The organism is Ectothiorhodospira magna, assembly GCF_900110965.1.
GTDB classification, from domain to species: Bacteria; Pseudomonadota; Gammaproteobacteria; order Ectothiorhodospirales; family Ectothiorhodospiraceae; genus Ectothiorhodospira; species Ectothiorhodospira magna.
Genome location: NZ_FOFO01000001.1, coordinates 77,009 through 95,221, shown reverse-complemented (window position 1 = coordinate 95,221; position 18,213 = coordinate 77,009). Strand labels below are relative to the sequence as shown.

12 protein-coding genes and 1 CRISPR repeat array (1 of these 13 running past the window's edge) are annotated in these 18,213 nt (G+C 61.1%); of the genes, 8 read left to right on the top strand and 4 right to left on the bottom strand.

The window, feature by feature from the left end; translation table 11 throughout:
• The first annotated feature begins 1 nt into the window (after window position 1).
• The 7 genes from BMX62_RS00380 to BMX62_RS00350 all read left to right on the top strand — a co-directional run bounded on the left by BMX62_RS00380 (window position 2) and on the right by BMX62_RS00350 (window position 7,516).
• Complete coding sequence (locus BMX62_RS00380; RefSeq protein ID WP_090202329.1) at window positions 2-1,075, top strand: branched-chain amino acid ABC transporter permease; 1,074 nt, start codon at window positions 2-4, stop codon at window positions 1,073-1,075.
• 46 nt (window positions 1,076-1,121) lie between these two features.
• Window positions 1,122-2,369 carry an ABC transporter substrate-binding protein gene (locus BMX62_RS00375; protein ID WP_090202327.1) on the top strand — a complete coding sequence of 416 codons (1,248 nt, stop codon included), beginning with the start codon at window positions 1,122-1,124 and terminating at the stop codon, window positions 2,367-2,369.
• Window positions 2,370-2,446: 77 nt separating this feature from the next.
• A complete protein-coding gene (locus BMX62_RS00370) occupies window positions 2,447-3,283 on the top strand; it encodes an ABC transporter ATP-binding protein (RefSeq protein ID WP_090202325.1) in 837 nt (278 codons plus the stop codon).
• Window positions 3,284-3,315: 32 nt separating this feature from the next.
• Complete coding sequence (locus BMX62_RS00365) at window positions 3,316-4,128, top strand: universal stress protein (RefSeq protein ID WP_090202323.1); 813 nt, start codon at window positions 3,316-3,318, stop codon at window positions 4,126-4,128.
• Between the two features lie 12 nt (window positions 4,129-4,140).
• Complete coding sequence (locus BMX62_RS00360; RefSeq protein WP_090202321.1) at window positions 4,141-4,893, top strand: electron transfer flavoprotein subunit beta/FixA family protein; 753 nt, start codon at window positions 4,141-4,143, stop codon at window positions 4,891-4,893.
• A 14-nt stretch (window positions 4,894-4,907) separates the two neighbouring features.
• Window positions 4,908-5,849 (top strand): electron transfer flavoprotein subunit alpha/FixB family protein, encoded by a 942-nt coding sequence (locus tag BMX62_RS00355; protein WP_090202319.1) that lies wholly within the window; start codon window positions 4,908-4,910, stop codon window positions 5,847-5,849.
• A 29-nt stretch (window positions 5,850-5,878) separates the two neighbouring features.
• The gene (locus tag BMX62_RS00350; protein ID WP_090202318.1) at window positions 5,879-7,516 is read left to right on the top strand and encodes an electron transfer flavoprotein-ubiquinone oxidoreductase; all 1,638 of its coding nucleotides are present in this window, start codon (window positions 5,879-5,881) and stop codon (window positions 7,514-7,516) included.
• A 9-nt stretch (window positions 7,517-7,525) separates the two neighbouring features.
• Here the strand turns inward: BMX62_RS00350 and BMX62_RS00345 are convergent, their stop codons facing one another.
• The 4 genes from BMX62_RS00345 to BMX62_RS12535 form a co-directional block, all read right to left on the bottom strand.
• A complete protein-coding gene (locus BMX62_RS00345) occupies window positions 7,526-8,731 on the bottom strand; it encodes a TMEM43 family protein (RefSeq protein WP_090202316.1) in 1,206 nt (401 codons plus the stop codon).
• 197 nt (window positions 8,732-8,928) lie between these two features.
• Complete coding sequence (locus BMX62_RS00340; RefSeq protein ID WP_143339627.1) at window positions 8,929-12,450, bottom strand: transporter substrate-binding domain-containing protein; 3,522 nt, start codon at window positions 12,448-12,450, stop codon at window positions 8,929-8,931.
• Window positions 12,447-13,961, bottom strand: coding sequence for a response regulator (locus BMX62_RS00335; RefSeq protein WP_090202313.1), 1,515 nt, complete (start codon window positions 13,959-13,961; stop codon window positions 12,447-12,449). The genes BMX62_RS00340 and BMX62_RS00335 overlap by 4 nt, the downstream gene beginning before the upstream one ends.
• Window positions 13,962-14,330: 369 nt before the next feature.
• A complete protein-coding gene (locus tag BMX62_RS12535) occupies window positions 14,331-14,834 on the bottom strand; it encodes a DUF4351 domain-containing protein (protein ID WP_143339626.1) in 504 nt (167 codons plus the stop codon).
• Window positions 14,835-14,950: 116 nt separating this feature from the next.
• On the opposite strand from BMX62_RS12535, the gene BMX62_RS00325 reads away from it, so the two are divergent.
• Window positions 14,951-15,904 carry a transposase gene (locus BMX62_RS00325; RefSeq protein WP_090202311.1) on the top strand — a complete coding sequence of 318 codons (954 nt, stop codon included), beginning with the start codon at window positions 14,951-14,953 and terminating at the stop codon, window positions 15,902-15,904.
• Between the two features lie 214 nt (window positions 15,905-16,118).
• Window positions 16,119-18,213: a CRISPR direct-repeat array (repeat unit 29 nt; unit sequence CGGTTCATCCCCGCACCTGCGGGGAACGC); it runs 4,100 nt beyond the window's last position.

Below are 18,213 nucleotides of genomic sequence, written 5' to 3'. Positions count from 1 at the left end.
CATGTTCTATCGACTGTCCGGCATTCACCATACCCGTTACGAGTCGGCCCGTGCCCTCTGGCCCGTGACCGCCGACCGGCGGATCATCCTGGGACTATTGTTGCTGGCATTGGCGGCCCCGTTCCTGCTCTCCGACCTGTATCTGACCAGCTACATGCTGCCCTGGCTGATCTGGACCGCGGCGGCCCTGTCCCTGACCTTGCTGATGGGCATTGCCGGCCAGCTTCACTTCGGCTTTGCCGCGGTCATGGCCATCGGGGCCTATACCAGTATCCATCTGACTCGGGCCGGGGTGCCCTTCGAACTGGCCCTGCTGGGGGCCGGCCTGATGGCGGCCCTGATCGGTTGCCTGTTCGGCGCGGCGGCCCTGCGGGTGAAGGGGCTCTACCTGGTGATGGCCACCCTGGCCATGCAGTACCTGGTGGAGTGGACCATCATCAACGTGCCGGCCATCTCCGGTGGTGCCCAGGCCACCCTGAGCACCCCGGACGTGACCTTCCTGTTCGTCCCGCTCCAGAGTGACGGCGCCCTCTACTACACGGCCTTGCTGTGGACGGTGGTGGTGACGCTGTTGATCATGAACATCAAGCGCAGCAGCTTCGGGCGTGCCCTGGTGGCGGTGCGGGACAAGGATTTCGCCGCCTCGGTGATCGGCGTCAACCCGCTCAAGTACAAGTTGCTGGCCTTCTTCGCCAGTTCCTTCCTGGGCGGTGTGACCGGCGCGGTGCTGGCGTTCTGCTACTACCAGGCGGTGACCCCGGAACAGTTCGGGTTCAACGTCTCCATTCAGCTGGTGGCCATGGTGCTGGTGGGGGGGCTTGGCAGCGTCATCGGTGCCTATCTGGGGGCCGGATTTGTCCTGCTGCTGCCCATTGTGCTCACCAACCTGCTGGCCTTCGTGGCCCAGTTCGACCTGATTCCCATTTCCTTCAATCTGCTGTCGCACATTCCATTGATGGTCTACGGGGCACTGATCATCGGTGTGATTCTGTTCGAGCCCCTGGGACTGGCCAAGATCTACGACAACATCCGCAAGTATTTCCTGGTCTGGCCGTTCCGTCATACCCAGAGCTGATACCCACCAGGCCCCCGGGCCAGATGACGATAATGAGGAGTATGCCATGAAGAGATTGCTCAAAGGGCTGGCCGGAGTGGCTGGTGCCGTGGCCCTGGCGGTGGGAGGGACCGCCAGTGCCGACAAGGAACCGATCAAGTTCGCACTGTTGCAGGACTTCACCGCCGTCTACACCTTCGTCACCAGCGAGTACAACCAGGGCCAGCAGGACTACCTGCGCCTGATTAACGAGACCGGTGGTGTCGAGTGGCATCCCATCGAGACCATCATCCGCGACACCGCCAACGAACCCCAGCGGGGTCTGGAGGCCTACAACCGGGCCCGGCGCGAGGGCGCCGTGCTGGTGGACTTCTTCAGCACGCCGGTATCCCGGGCGGCGGTGAACCGGGTACTTCGGGATGAAGTGGTGATGATCACCGCCCTGCACGGGCGCGGCGACGCCTCCCACGGCGAGACCTTCCCCTTTGTGTTTCCCATGATGGCCACCTACTGGTCCCAGGCCACGCTGCTGGCGGACTACATCGACCGTCATCAGGGCGGCCTGGCCAACAAGCGCATCGCCCTGGTCCATATCGACTCACCCTTTGGTCGTGAACCGTTGCCGGTACTGCAGGAGCTGGCCCAGCAGAAAGGCTTTCAGTTGCGCAGTTTCGGTTATCCCAGCCCAGGCACCGAACAGTCTGCCACCTGGTCCGACGTGCGCCGCTACCGGCCCGACCACGTGATCATCTGGGGTGCCGGCGGTGGTCAGCAGGTGTCCGTGCGCGAGGCCATCCGCAACGGCATCCGGCCTGAGAACATCCTCTCCGTGGTGTGGCTGTCGGAAACCGATGCCCGCAACGTGGGCGGCAACCACATGAACGGGGTCAAGCGTTTTGAGGCGGTGGCCTTCGGCCAGGAGCCGGCGGTGATCCAGGATATCCTCACCCATGTGATCGAGCCGGGCCTGGGTGCCGGTCCCGCCGCCAACGTGGGGTCCAGCTACTACAACATCGGCGTGGCCACCATGGCGGTGGCGGTGGAGGCAGCCCGGCTGGCCATCGGCGAGTTCGGTGCGCCCCTCACCGGTGACAAGCTGCGGCGCGGCTTCGAAATGATCGAAGGCTTCGATGCCCGGGGTCTGATGCCGCCGGTGACCATTACCGCCACCGACCATCAGGGTGGTGGCTATGGTCGGGTGTCCCAGTGGAACGGGCAGACCTGGGAGCCGCTGACCCACTGGACCAATGCCTTCCAGGATATTGTCTGGTACGAGATCGAAAAGGATGCGCGGGGCTTCCGTGACGGCCGCTGATTGACGGCCCGCCGTCCCGGCCTTGGCCGGGACGGCATACCCACGCCTTTCATCACCCAACTCAAAACGGTGTTCCCATGCTGACATCATCCAACACCGCCGTCCCCCTGGAGGACACGGCCCGTCCCCTGCTGGAACTGAGCAACGTGGAAGTGGTGTATGACCGGGTGTTCCTTGCCATCAAGGGCGTATCGCTGAAGATCGAGCAGGGGCAGATGATCGCCCTGCTGGGCGGCAATGGCGCCGGCAAGAGCACCACCCTCAAGTCCATCAGCGGTCTGCTGGCACCGGAACGGGGTCTGGTCACCCGTGGCAATCTCTGGTTCAAGGGGCAGGACATGCTGCCGCTGACGCCACCATCGCGGGTGGCCGCCGGTCTGGTCCACGTGCTGGAGGGACGGCGCATCTTCGAGCATCTGACCCCGGAGGACAACCTGCTGGCGGCCTTCCCCCTGCGGGGCAGCCGACAGCGCTACCAGGAACTGCGGGAACAGGTGTTCACCTATTTTCCCCGCCTCAAGGAGCGGGCCCGCACCAAGTCCGGTTACCTCTCCGGCGGTGAACAGCAGATGCTGGCCATCGGCCGGGCCCTGATGACCGAGCCGGAACTGATCATGCTGGACGAGCCCAGCCTGGGCCTTTCTCCGTTGCTGGTGCAGGAGATCTTCGAGATCATCCGCAAGATCAACGAGGAACAGGGCATGAGCGTGCTGCTGGTGGAACAGAACGCCACCGCCGCCCTGGCCGTGGTGGACTATGCCTACCTGCTGGAAAACGGTCATGTGGTCATGAGCGGCGAGGCCGCCGTGCTGCGGGAGAATCCGGATGTCCAGGAGTTCTATCTGGGCGGCGCGGGCAAGGTGGATTACCTCAACGTGAAACATTATCGACGCCGCAAGCGCTGGCTTGCCTGAGTCGCGCAACGTCCTCAACAAGGAGTCATGTCATGTCTGCTGCCGTCACCATTCCGCTGGATTCAAGCATCCGTTCCCAGGCGGCCCTGCGACCGGGGCTGTCACTGGCGGGTCAGCTGGGCCTGCGGGTCCGTCTGGCCTCCGTGGTGTCCCGGGATCAGGATGCCGGCGAACGCAAGGCGCTGTTGCAGAGCATCCTGGCGGCCCGGGGACTCAATGATGCCCTGGTGGAAGTGATCACCCATGCCTCGGTCACCGACGGGGTGATGGAACTCATCAATCAGGACCCGGACTCGCCGGTGGTCATGTCCACCCATGCCCGCGGCCTGGTGGGGGAGGCCGTGGCCGGCAGTGTGGCCAGTCACATGGTGCGGAATACGCACCGGCCCCTGCTGTTCACCGGGCCGGAGTTTGCCGAGGAGTGGACCGGCCCGATCCGCACCGTGCTGGTCTGTCTGGATGGTTCGCCGCTGTCCGAGGCCATGTTGCCGGAGGCCGTGTCCTTTGCTCGGGCCATTGGTGCCGATATTCGCCTGATCCAGGTGCTCAAGCCCTCCTTCGGCGTGGGCGGTGGCGCCGACTCCGGGGAATGGGTCTATCTGCGCCGGGTGGCGGACCACATGCCCGAGTTGCACGGCATGTCCGTCAACTGGGATGTGCTTCATGGCAAGGACGTGGCCCAGGCCGTGGTGGAGTATTCCGCCCTCATCAAGGGGGCCGTGATTGCCATGACCACCCATGGTCGTGCCGGTCTGCAGCGGGCGCTCATGGGGAGCTTCGCCCGCGAGGTGGTCCGCGCCGCCCGCTCACCGGTGCTGGTGATGCGTCCCGAAGACAAATCCTGAAGGAGAATGCCCATGAAGGTACTGGTACCGGTGAAACGGGTCGTGGATTACAACGTACGGGTGCGCGCCCGCTCGGATGGTTCCGGCGTGGACCTGGCCAATCTGAAGATGTCCATGAACCCCTTTGACGAGATCGCCATGGAAGCGGCCGTGCGCCTGAAGGAGGCGGGGCAGGTGAGCGAGGTGGTGGCGGTGAGTATCGGCACCGATGCCTGCCAGGATGTGCTGCGCACCGCCCTGGCCTTCGGTGCCGACCGGGCGGTTCTGGTACAGACTCCGGAAGCCGCTCTGGAGCCGGTGGTGATCAGTCGCATCCTCAAGGCCATCGTGGATGAAGAAGCGCCACGGCTGGTGCTCATGGGCAAGCAGGCCATCGATGACGACTGCAACCAGACCGCCCAGATGCTGGCGGCCCGTCTGGGCTGGGGGCAGGGCACCTTTGCCTGTCGGCTGGCGTTGGCGGACGGCGAGGCCCGGGTCAGCCGGGAGGTGGACGGCGGGACCCGCACCGTGGCCCTACCGTTGCCGGCGGTAGTCAGCACCGACCTGCGGCTTAACGAACCCCGCTACCTGAAACTGCCCAACATCATGAAGGCCAAGAAAAAACCACTGGACATCAAGCCGCTTGAAAGCCTGGGCGTGAATACGTCCACCGGCATCCGCTGCCTGGGCGTGTCGGAACCGCCGGCACGCAAGCCCGGGGTGCGGGTGGAGAGCGTGGAAGACCTGCTCCATCGGCTCAAGCATGATGCCCAGGTGATTTGAACAGGAGAACAACCATGACAGTCCTGGTAGTGGCGGAACACGATCATAAAATCCTTTCCGATGCCGGTCGCCGGGCGGTGGCGGCGGCGACGGCCCTGGGGGGCGACGTCCGGGTTCTGGTGGCCGGTCATCATTGCGGTGCCGTGGCCGAGGCCGCGGCGCGGTTGCGAGGCGTGACGCAGGTGCTGCTGTGTGATGACCCGCTGTACGCACATCAGCTGGCGGAGCCCCTGGCGGTACTGATCGCCGCCCTGGCCGCCGACCATCAGGCGGTGGTGGCCGCCGCCACCAGTCATGGCAAGGATGTCATGCCCCGGGTGGCGGGCCTGCTGGACGTGGGCCAGGTATCGGACATCACCGCGATTGAGAGCCCCACCGTCTTCCAGCGTCCCATCTATGCGGGCAATGTCATGGCCCGGGTCTGTTGCGAGGAGCCCATCCGGGTGCTGACCATCCGCACCACGGCCTTTGCCCCGGCCCCCGAGGACGGACAGGCGGAGATCACGGCCATCGCCGCCGGCCCCGATCCGGGCCTGTCCCGGTTTGTGGAGGATGCCATGACCCGCAGCGAACGGCCCAAACTGGGCGCCGCCCGGGTGGTGATCTCCGGTGGGCGGGGCGTCGGCAGTGCGGAGGGCTTTGAGTTGCTGGAGGCGGTGGCCGATGAACTGGGTGCCGCCATCGGTGCCTCCCGGGCGGCGGTGGACGCGGGATTTGTGCCCAACGACTACCAGGTGGGCCAGACCGGCAAGATCGTCGCCCCGGAGCTGTACATCGCCGTGGGCATCTCCGGCGCCATCCAGCACTGGGCTGGTATGAAGGACAGCAAGGTGGTGGTGGCCATCAACAAGGATGAGGAGTGCCCCATGGTGCAGACCGCCGACTACGCCCTGGTGGGGGATCTGTTCGAGATCCTGCCGTCGTTGCGGGACGGACTCAGACAGATGAAGGCCTGACCCGACACCCTGATACGGAGACACCCGCCATGTCGGAACGTGAAAGCATGGAATTTGATGTGGTCATCGTCGGCGCCGGCCCGGCCGGCCTGGCGGCGGCGATTCGTCTGCGGCAGCTGGCCGAGGCCGCCGGCCGGGAACTGTCGGTCTGCGTCCTGGAGAAGGGTTCCGAGGTGGGTGCCCATATCCTTTCCGGGGCCGTGTTCGACCCCCGGGCCCTGAACGAACTCATTCCCGACTGGCAGGCCCGGGGGGCACCCCTGCATACGCCGGCCACCGAAGATGCCTTCCTGTGGCTGGGGCGGCAGCGGGCGTTCACACTGCCCCTGCCGCCCCAGATGCACAACCAGGGCAATTACATCATCAGTCTGGGCAATCTCTGCCGCTGGCTGGCCCGGCAGGCCGAGGATCTGGGGGTGGAGGTCCTGCCCGGATTCCCGGCGGCAGAGATCCTGTTCGATGACCAGGGTGCGGTGATGGGCGTGGCCACCGCCGACATGGGTCGTCTGGCCGATGGCAGCGAAGGCCCCCAGTTTGAGCCGGGGGTGGAACTCCACGCCCGCCAGACCCTGTTCACCGAGGGCTGTCACGGTTCACTGACCAAGCAGTTGATGGCCCGTTTTGCGCTACGGGACGGCGTCGACCCCCAGACCTACGGCCTGGGGGTCAAGGAACTCTGGGAAGTGGACCCGGCAAGGCACCGTCCCGGCACCGTCCGTCACACCATCGGCTGGCCACTGGATCGAGGCACCTATGGCGGTGGATTCCTCTATCACCTGGAAGACCATCAGGTGGCGGTGGGTTTCATCGTCGGACTGGATTATCGCAACCCCTATCTGAGCCCCTTCGAGGAAATGCAGCGGTTCAAGACCCATCCGGCCATCCGCGAGGTGCTGGAGGGCGGGCGCCGCATTGCCTACGGGGCCAGGGCCCTGGTGGAGGGCGGTTGGCAGAGCATTCCCCGTCTCGGTTTCCCGGGCGGCCTGCTGGCCGGAGACGCCGCCGGTTTTCTGGATGTGCCCCGCATCAAGGGCAGCCACAACGCCATGAAGAGCGGCATGACGGCGGCCGAGGCGGTATTCGATCTGCTGGCCGATGGGGCCGGGCAGCGGGGCGAGGCCACCGATTACCGGCAGCGTCTGGATCAGACCTGGGTGATGCGGGAACTGCATGCGGCCCGCAACATCCGTCCCGGTTTCCGCTGGGGCCTGTGGGGCGGTCTGGCCCATGCCGCCCTGGAAACCTATGTGTTCAAGGGCCGGGCGCCCTGGACCCTGCACCATCATCCGGACCATGCCGCCCTGCGGCCGGCGGCATCCTCGACCCCCATCGACTATCCCAAGCCCGACGGCACGCTCACCTTCGACCGGCTTTCTTCGGTGTTTCTGTCCAACACCCATCACGAGGAAGGCCAGCCGGTCCACCTGCGACTGCGGGACCCGGCGCTGCCCCTGTCACTGAATCATGCCCGCTTTGCCGGTCCCGAGACCCGCTACTGTCCGGCGGGCGTCTATGAATATGTGGAGGAGAACGGTGCCGGGCCGCGACTGCGGATCAATGCCCAGAACTGCGTGCACTGCAAGACCTGCGACATCAAGGACCCGGGTCAGAACATCGACTGGGTGGTGCCCCAAGGGGGGGATGGCCCCAACTATCCCGCCATGTAGGGTTGGTCATTACGCCGATGGCGGAGACTCCGGACCTCTTGATGGGGGCACAGGATTTTGCGCGGTGGTCTCGGGCGCCTTTTTCCAGGCTTTCCTGAGTCCAAGGGTGACCCCGACCGCAACGACAAGCAGGGCAATGCCCAGGAGCGGCTGATAGAAGATCCATGCCGTGGCGATCACCACCAAAGAGACGGAAGTCGAGACGAGGAAGGCGACGATGCCGGCACCTGTGGCCACGATGCTGCCGGCGATGGGCAGCACGCTTGCGACCACAGAGAGTGGCTTGAAGATCATGGTGAGGCCCAGGAACATCAGGAACCCCCCAGCGAAGCGCAAGACCCAGGTCAGAAACGTATTCGCGGCCATGGCATCACTAAAGACCTTGTCTGCGGTAGCAACACCGCTGCGCACAAAAAGGAGTTGCCGACCGGCCTGGGTGGGGTATTCGGTGAAGCTATCCGCGGTCTGGCGCCCAACCACGGTGGCGACGCCAGCAGGCACCTGCGAGAAGCTGACGCGGACATCGCCGATTGCGGGATTCGCCGGATCGGCGCCACGGAAGAGAGCACCATTGTAAACCCGGAAATTCCCAGACACGTCCGCAGACAATGTGCTCAAGTGCTCGTCGGTCAGATGGATCGGCTGAAAGCTCGTGAACCGGCCAAGGTGCGCCCTCGTCAACTGGAAGGCACCAAAGTCCGCCGATGAGGGGTGCAGGGTCATGTCAGGATAGGGCATCTCCGGCGGGTTACGGTGGCTTGGATCGTTGAAGCTGGATGACCGGATCAGGTTCGACGACCATTCCTGCCGGTAGGTGTAGGTGGTCACTCGTTCCTCGGTGCCGCCCAGGGTCGTATGGGTCTGCGTGCTGCTCTCCTCACGCCACTGGAACATCTCCACCGTGCGTTTAAGGCCGGTCGCCGAGTGTGCGGTGATGCCAAAGGCGCCATCCGTCAGCGCCTCCTCCACTTTCACGGTTGCGATCACATGCACAAGCGCACCCTCGTTGGCGGGGTCCACGATATCCGCACTCACCGATACCACGGCAGACGCGCCTTCCTGTAGCGACTTGGCGGTCTTGACCGCACGGCCTTCGTTGAGGAAGAGGACGGGGAAAGAGATCACGATCAGCAAGAGTCCGAGGAGGATCCCCTTGATCGAGTCCCCGAGCCGTTGAAATACATTGTGTCGGGTCACAACGACGTTACTACTCATGGCGGTCACCTCCCGGTACCAGGGCAATATGGCGCCAGATGTGAAGCACTGGCAGCAGTCACCAAATTGGCGCGGGAAGTCCTTGGCCTGGGATTTGGCCGTGGGAATAGCGCCCCGCCGAAGGCAATGATTTTAATGCAGTGATCCGGATGATGTTGGAATCGGGTGGTTTGTCAAGAGGGCCTGCCCCTCCTGCATTAATCGCGGTTGGTGGAGATATGCGGGCGGGTGCGCCATTGATCCAATAAAGCAGCAGCCTGTGTGAATTGGTAGCGGTCGATGTGGCGTGCCAGGGTAGCGATGTCCTCGCTGGGGAGCTGGGTTTCAAGGTTTGCACGGTGGGCGGTGAAGTGGTCTTCCAGTGCGGTGTCGCAGGTGCTGGCGAGGGTATACAGGGTATCCAGTTGTGCATACAGCCAGGGGCCCATGGCCGGGTCAAGGACGGTCGGGGTGTTTGTCGATGAGGCCAGCGGTGCCGCTTTTGGCGGTTGGGGCGGCATGGTGGTCGGGGTCAACCAGCGGGCTATTTCCGCCAGTAATAAAGGCGGGTTAATGGGCTTGGCCAGGTACCTATTCATGCCGGCCAGCAGGGCGTCATGGATATTGTCTTCGCGGGCATGAGCGCTCAGGCCGATGATTGGAATCCCGGCCCCGTCTGATCGGGCCCGGATGCGTCGGGTGGTTTCCAGGCCATCCAGATCAGGCATCTGGATGTCCATCAGGATTAAGTCCCAACACTGTACACCACAGGCCTCAATATGTGCCAGAGCCGCCATGCCATGTTCAGCGATGCTCACCACCATCCCCGCTTGCTCAAGGATGCGAAGGATAACAATTTGATTAACCTCATTATCCTCGACAAGCAAGACCCGTCGCCCACTGAGCGCACTGGGATGTGGTGCGCTGGACAGTGCGCGCATGTCTGGGGAATGCGCCTCTGTTGCCACGACAAAGGGGAGCGTCAGGAAAAAAGCACTGCCCTGTTGTGGTTGACTGCTGACCTCAATGCTGCCCTGCATCAGCTCAACCAGGCGCTTGCAAATCGACAGCCCCAGCCCGGTGCCTCCATAACGGCGGGTCATTGAGCTATCCGCCTGATGAAACGGCGTAAACAGTTGGGCAAGCTGCGACTTTTCCATACCAATCCCGGTATCGCGTACCACAAAATGCACCTGCACCACCGTGCCACAATGGGTAAACCCCTCCAGGTGGACAGTGAGGTCGATGCGTCCCTGTTCGGTGAATTTGACGGCGTTATTGGTCAGATTGATGAGAATTTGCCCCAGCCGCAAGGGGTCGCCCAGCAAGACATCCGGGACTTGGGCATCACGCTGCACATGAAAGTCAAGCCCTTTGTCTCGTGCCTGATTGCCCACCATGGTATCCACATCACTGAGCACCACAGAAAGTGTGAAGGGGATGTGTTCAAGTTTGAGCTGCCCGGCCTCGACCTTGGAGAAATCCAGAATATCATTGAGCAGGCCCAGCAGGGCATTGGCGGAGCGCTGCGCCTGTTCAAGATAGCCGCGCTGGCGCGGATTTAAATGGGTTTTCAGTGTCAGATAGAGCATGCCCAGTACGGCATTCATCGGAGTGCGGATTTCATGGCTCATGTTGGCAAGAAAGGCACTCTTGGCATGATTGGCGGTCTCAGCCGCTTCTTTTGTTTGTTGCAGGGCTATCTCTGCCTGTTTACGGGCGGTGATGTCGCGCACCACGACCGTACTGCCAACCACGTGATTTTCGGCATCATAGCGTGCCGAAACACTGGCATTCCACCAGCGTGTTTCCTGGGCCAATACCAACGGATATTCGCACTGCTGGGTGCCGTTGTGGGTGGCAAACTCAATGGCTTGCTTGAATTGTGCCGAAATCTCTGCTGGAAACATTTCTTCATGATGTTTGCCGAGAAACTGCGCCGGTGGCATCAGCAAACGGCTTTCATCCGAGTAATAGCAATCAATAAAGCGTTGTTTGGTATCCAGCACAAAGACCAGATCATCAATGGAGGCCAGCACCGAGCGCAGGCGTTCACTGGTTTCCTGTAACTGTCCTTCAGCGCGTCGCCGCTTGCTGATCTGGCGCTGAAGACTGTAATTCCACAGCAAAATGGCAAACAACAAAATCCCTACGCCCACCAAGACCTTCCACAGCCATTGATAATCAATTTTTATGTCATAGCGCAAGTGAATCCAGCGATGATAAATCGTGTCTTTTTCAGTCTGCGGAATGGCGTCCAGGGCTTTTTCAAAAATACCCTGCAACAATGGCCAATCATTGCGCGATGCCAACGCCAGATCAAAGGCCATCGGTAATTGACCGGATACCTTGAGATTTGACAGGCCAAGCTCCCGGATCAAAAAACTCACCGAGGCCAGATTGTCCACCAGCGCAAAAGCATGCCCGGTGGCAACCTGCTCCAGCCCTTCGCTTGTGGTATCCACCACCTGCAAATCCAGTTCAGGATAGGAATGCTTAAGCCATTCATAGGAGGCATAACCGCCAACAACAGCGACTGTTTGACCGCGCAGCCATGAAGGATCGGGCAAATAATCCACATCAAGTTGAGTGACGATGACCATCGGCGAACGAATATAGGGGCGGGTAAAATTGAGATACTGATCCCGCTCAGGGGTTTGTGCTGCCATCGCCAGCATATCAAGTTCACGCGCCTTGATTTTGCGCATCACCTCGGTCCATGAGAGATCCGTCGTGACCTCAAATCGAACCCCTAACAGCGGCTCAAGCAGCGCCAGATAATCTGCAGAAATTCCCGCATGGCGACCCTGATCATCGACAAATTCCAAGGGATACCAGTGTGGATCAATGCCTACGCGAATGACAGGATGCTCGGCCAGCCAGCGCCGTTCTTCCTCGCTCAATACCAGGCCGGTGGCAATTTTGCTGTCGGATTGAATGATGATCCCCCAGCCTTGCATGATTGCCTGCACTTCGGAAAAATCAATTGCCGCCAGGGCTTTGTTAATAATGCTGTGTAATTCAGGATGTTCACGCCCAATGGAATACACCAATGGTGATTCCGTCTCCGGAATTGCAAAAGCGGTTTTGATGTCATTCATCAAGGTTTGTTCACGCAACAACTGCAAGATATTCAAAGGACTGACAAAGGCATCAATCTGCCCATCGAGCAATTGGGCAAGCATCTCCGTAGACGAAGCGAGGGGGGTTGCATGAATCTGCGGCCAGCGTTGAAGGGTTTTTTGCTCACCGAGATTACCGGCCAAAAATCCCACGGATTGACCGGCCAAATCCTCCATGCGCTGGATCTGTGCGGTATCAGCGCTGCGTACAAACAGATAATACCAAGCGGAATACAGGCTACGGGTAAATAAAAAGCGTTGGGCACGTTCGGGATGGGCAATCGAATTCGCCAAACCGTGCAATTCCCCGCGCTCGGCACGCTGGACCATCTCTGCCCAATCGCCAACTTCAAGTTGAATTTTTGCCCCGGTCAGTGCCTGAATACGCGCCATGATGTCCGGTTCAATACCAACGACATGACCGTTATCGAGCACAATCACCGAAGGAAACCAATTCCCGATACCTAAGCGGATCTCGGGATTGGCCTTCAGCCAAGCCTGTTCCTCGGGCGTGAGGGCAATGCTGGAGGCAGCACCGTTTAGCGGAATGAGCAGTATCAGCATCAGCCAAAAAAGCGCCCAGCATTGGGGCGTCGCTCGTACCGCCTGCAGATTCACTGCGCCACCGACAGGGTCAGATAGATGCAGGTGGTGTTCTCTGTATCGGAGGTTTCCATGCGCAAATCCATGCCCATGGTGTCGGCCAGCAGTTTGGCAGAATAGGTCCCAAGACCGGTGCCACTGCGTTTACCGTAGGTGCAGTATTTTGCAAAAAAATGCTGGCGTATGCGCTCAGGCACAGTGCCTTGATTACGTAATGCCAGCACCACCGGGCCGGGGGTGGTCAACTCAATGACAATGTTTGCGCCATGTGGCGAGGCCTCTACCGCATTTGTCAGCAGGTTTGCCAATAGCGAAAACAGCAAACGCGCATCCGCACGAACCAACAGCATGGTTTCGGGGGCCAGCACCTCGCCATTCAAGCACATCTGCAGCTGCAGGTTTTTGCTTTGCATCTGAGTCGTTGCAATGCCTTGCAACTCATGTAATATCACGATTAAATTGACCGTCTGAGACTCGTAGTGATATTGGCCCGTTTCCATTTTGAACAGATCCAGCGACAGATTGATCATATCATGCATCTTTTGCCCGGATTCTCGAATCAGGGTGAGTGCCTCGCGCTGTTCAGCGCTTAGATTATCATCCAGCAACAACAAATCCGGGAAGCCAATCACCGGATTGAGTAATGATTTGAGATCATGACGCATGATGTGCTCAACGTCTTCCTTGATTCGTTCCAGCTCTTTGCGATCACCGATATCTTCCTTGACGGCAACATAATGGGTGATCTGGCCCTGATCATCGAGAATGGGCGAAATCGCCACCGATTCATAAAATAGCTGACCAGCTTTGTTTTGATTAGCCAGCTCCCCGCGCCAGATCTGGCCCTGGGTAATGGTCTCCCACAGATATTGGTATAGCGCTTTATCCTGTTGGTCGGATTTCAATATCCGAGGATTCTGGCCAATGGCTTCTTCCTGTGTGTAGCCGGTAATCTGTGAAAAATAGGGATTGACATAGGTGATTGTGCCATCACGATCTGTAATCAAAATCGAAGCCGGGGCCTTTTCAACTGCCTTGGCCAGGATACGCAACTGCGCCTCTGCGCGCTCACGTTCGGCAATCTCATGGGTGAGTTTTTGTACCAGGCGCTGGATTTCATCGCGCTCTGCGGAAAGTTTTTTGCGTTGCGCCGCCAAGGCCAGATGCGCCGCCACGCGGGCGAGCAAGGCTGGGGGATGGATTGGCTTGGTCACATAATCCACCGCTCCCACCGCAAACCCTCTGGCTTCGCTGTCGCTGTCGGTCTTGGCCGTGAGAAAAATGATCGGGATATCTGCCGTTGCAGAACATGTCTTGATCCGCTGGCACAGCGTATAGCCATCCATCTCCGGCATCATGATGTCCAGCAACAGCAAGTCCGGCGGGGTACCCTGTGCCAGCAAATCCAGCGCCTGCGCACCGTTGGTCACCGCCTGCACCCGATACAGCGGCTTGAGTACATCAGACAACAGCTTGAGATTTTCTAGCTGGTCATCAACAATCAAAATGGACTGGCCGTTCAGCATAAAAAACCTCAAATTAATTCGATACCCTCCCCACGGCTGAAGCCGGGGGTTTCTCGCGCAACATGGGTCAAAGGGCCACTGTTTGAGCCGGGCACGATTCTGGCGTGACGTATAAATTATTCTGCCTGAGTGTAGCAGCTCGTGATCGGGCACCCTATGGTGCCACTCATTATAAGGTGGCAAGAAGGTCAATGGCTCCTTCATCGACGAGAACCTGCGCGGCACCCACAGTGACCGGATTAATTGCCACCTGGTCATCAAGCTGGCCCCGACCCAGGCCGAGTTCTGGTCCGATGACGAAGTACAGTCAAGAGCGCCTGTCCCTCTCTCCAAGAGGATGAAGGCGAATATGGGGGAGAGAAGCCAGGATCAGTGCTTGAACAACGTGTCCAGGCTGTCAGCAAACAGGATCTCATCCGACCAAACTTCCAGTTGGTCAACATCCGCAGCCTCCAGCCGCTCTGAAACCCAATCGGGCAACTCCCCAAAGCGCTTGCTCAGCTGCCGCTGCAGAATACGCCGGGCCTCCAGCTGACGACCCTGACCAACCCCACGCTCCAAGCCCTGCTCCAAGCCCTGCTGAAGCGCTTTCTCGCGCTCAACGCGCTCAATGGTGTTCACATAAGGCATCTTCTTCTCCTCCTGTATGGCATAGACCGCCTGCACAAATCCCGCTTCCAGCCCTCTGGGCAGTTGGATCATCCAGTCGATGATCCTGAACAGCCGCACGATCTGCTCCCGACTGTAGCCCCGTTCGTACAGTCGCCGGATCAGGGCGATTTTGACATCCTTGCGCGTGGCACCGTCATTGACCCGCTTGGCCTTGATCTGTGCCATCACCACCAGGGCAAAGACATTGTCGCTGGTCTCCATCCTCACCGCTGAAAACCTCGAAGACCTCTTCCCGAACGATTCTTTCCTGCAGTAACCTGTACGTATGCTATCCACACCCCGGCCACGGATCTGGCCGGGAAGCCCTGGAAGGAACCATGACACGCCCCCGCAGCCAACAGATTTCGCTCACCGACACCCCCTACTACCACATCATCTCGCGCTGTGTGCGGCGCACCTTCCTGTGTGGGCAGGATCAGGCCACCGGCAGGAGCTTTGAACATCGGCGGCAGTGGATCGAGGATCGTATCCGGCTGCTGGCGTCTTTGTTCGCCGTGGATATCGCCGCCTATGCGGTGATGTCCAACCATTACCACCTGGTCATCAAGCTGGACCCGACCCAGGCCGAGTCCTGGTCCGATGACGAAGTGCTGCGGCGCTGGAGTTGTCTGTTCAAGGGGCCGCTATTGGTCCAGCGGTATCTGGCCGGAGACCCGCAGGAAAGCTACGCGCTGAATCAGGTGGGGGAGTTCGCCCGGTGCTACCGACAACGGCTGGCCAGCTTGAGCTGGTTCATGAAGTGCCTCAATGAACCCATCGCCCGGCAGGCCAATCAGGAGGACGGCTGTACCGGACACTTCTGGGAGGCCCGGTTCAAATCCCAGGCCCTGCGCACCGAAGCGGCCCTGCTCAGTTGCATGGCCTATGTGGATCTCAATCCGGTGCGGGCCGGGATGGCCGCCACCCCGGAGGCTTCGGAACACACCAGTATCCGGGAACGGATCACGCCGAGGTTCGACCTGGCCCAGGCTGTGCGGGAACAGATGCGGATGGAGGCCCTGATGCGGTTCGACGGACCGGTGAAGCCGCTGCTGCCGTTTGAAGGCGCATGCGCCGAACGGGAACAGCCCGGCATTCCGTTTGGCTTCGAGGATTATCTCGCCCTGGTGGACTATACAGGTCGGGCCATCGACCCGAGAAAGAAAGGCGCCATCGCCAATACCCTGCCTCCGATCCTGGAACGGCTGGGACTCACCCCGGATCAATGGCTGGCACAGAGCACGCAGTTCGAGGCCCTTTACCGGCCACGGCGACGACGATCAGCAGCCTGACCCCTTCCCTCACGGCGGTTCCTCGCTGCGGTGATATGCCGAGGATGAACTCTGTCTGCGGTTTGTTTGCCAGGGCCAATATCAGGGGAAAATGCCGGATTGACGGCTCGGATCGCCGCGAAAACAGGGGAAAACACGCTTCCCATAATGCGCATTATGCAAGCCACCGCCAATACCCGACCTAAACAGTCAAGAGCGCCTGTCCCTCTTCTCCCTGTTCATCCCCGCACCTGCGGGGAACGCGTGAGCTGTGCCTCACCAGCGACAATAACATGCGGTTCATCCCCGCACCTGCGGGGAACGCTTTGTACGGACAAAAAGGGGGACATGGTATGTCGGTTCATCCCCGCACCTGCGGGGAACGCAGCAAAGGCACCCGGGTTGCGCATGTTCAGCACGGTTCATCCCCGCACCTGCGGGGAACGCCAGACCAGCGCCCGGGACCGGGATCTGTACGGCGGTTCATCCCCGCACCTGCGGGGAACGCCACCCGGCGGCCCGTGACCTGGCTGGCATGAGCGGTTCATCCCCGCACCTGCGGGGAACGCCCATCGGCGGCATCCAGCATCCAGCCCCCCAGCGGTTCATCCCCGCACCTGCGGGGAACGCGAGGCACAAGCATGACTGACGTGGAACTGACCCGGTTCATCCCCGCACCTGCGGGGAACGCAACCCGCGCCCCTATCAGCCTTCTGCGACCGGCGGTTCATCCCCGCACCTGCGGGGAACGCTCGCGCATGAAGTCGGTGGCGATCTCGTCCCACGGTTCATCCCCGCACCTGCGGGGAACGCGCGTCGTCCGTGGGCAGGCGGGTGATCACGTTCGGTTCATCCCCGCACCTGCGGGGAACGCCTGAGGTGATCCAGTTCGTCTGGGGAAAGATCCGGTTCATCCCCGCACCTGCGGGGAACGCCAGGTCCGCAGGGCCAGCCTGATCGTTGACGCCGGTTCATCCCCGCACCTGCGGGGAACGCAACGGGTTTCGGTGTCATGGCTGAACTCGTCGCGGTTCATCCCCGCACCTGCGGGGAACGCCGAGCAGGCATCGCGCACTTCACGCCTGAATACGGTTCATCCCCGCACCTGCGGGGAACGCTAAACGGCGGTCATCAATGCGAAGGTGCGGGTCGGTTCATCCCCGCACCTGCGGGGAACGCGCATCGATGGCGTGGTTGTGGGCGTCCACGAGCGGTTCATCCCCGCACCTGCGGGGAACGCGCACGAACAATGGCGCGGACAATCTGGTCGTTCGGTTCATCCCCGCACCTGCGGGGAACGCCCGTGTTCGTCTCTGATTGTGATATGCATGATCGGTTCATCCCCGCACCTGCGGGGAACGCTCGCGTCGAATCCCAGCCCTTCTTTTCGTGATGCGGTTCATCCCCGCACCTGCGGGGAACGCATGACTTCCGTATCGGTCAGCTCCTGCACCTTCGGTTCATCCCCGCACCTGCGGGGAACGCCAGCACGATTCGAACCGGGCCGGCCGGGAGTCCGGTTCATCCCCGCACCTGCGGGGAACGCTGGTGGGCTTCCCAGACGATCCGGTGGACGGCCGGTTCATCCCCGCACCTGCGGGGAACGCACGATGTTTTGTTCTTGGATTGCCATATCAGTCGGTTCATCCCCGTACCTGCGGGGAACGCGCTTCCTGGTAGTTGGCGTAGGCCTCTTTAACCGGTTCATCCCCGCACCTGCGGGGAACGCGATCTGCCACGCGCTGGATGTTGGCAACAAGGCGGTTCATCCCCGCACCTGCGGGGAACGCGTTTTCAAAAGGGCTAGACTCATGCCCAGGGACGGTTCATCCCCGCACCTGCGGGGAACGCGGCCCATGGGTCGTGGAGCATCAACAAACCATCGGTTCATCCCCGCACCTGCGGGGAACGCGTCTAACGACAGCTATAAGTTCCTCGCCAAAACGGTTCATCCCCGCACCTGCGGGGAACGCAGGGCACCAGCGGCCACGGCGGCGGCCCGGCCCGGTTCATCCCCGCACCTGCGGGGAACGCGGAGAGCGACACCGGGACCGGCACCAGCCGGGCGGTTCATCCCCGCACCTGCGGGGAACGCTGATGATTGTGGTTGCCTGTGCGGCGGCGGGTCGGTTCATCCCCGCACCTGCGGGGAACGCTTTGCACTTCGGGAATTATTTCCCGAAGTCCACGGTTCATCCCCGCACCTGCGGGGAACGCATCACATGGAACTTGGACAGCACTCACAGTTCCGGTTCATCCCCGCACCTGCGGGGAACGCCCGTTCTACGAGCCGCCCAGCCTCATCATCACCGGTTCATCCCCGCACCTGC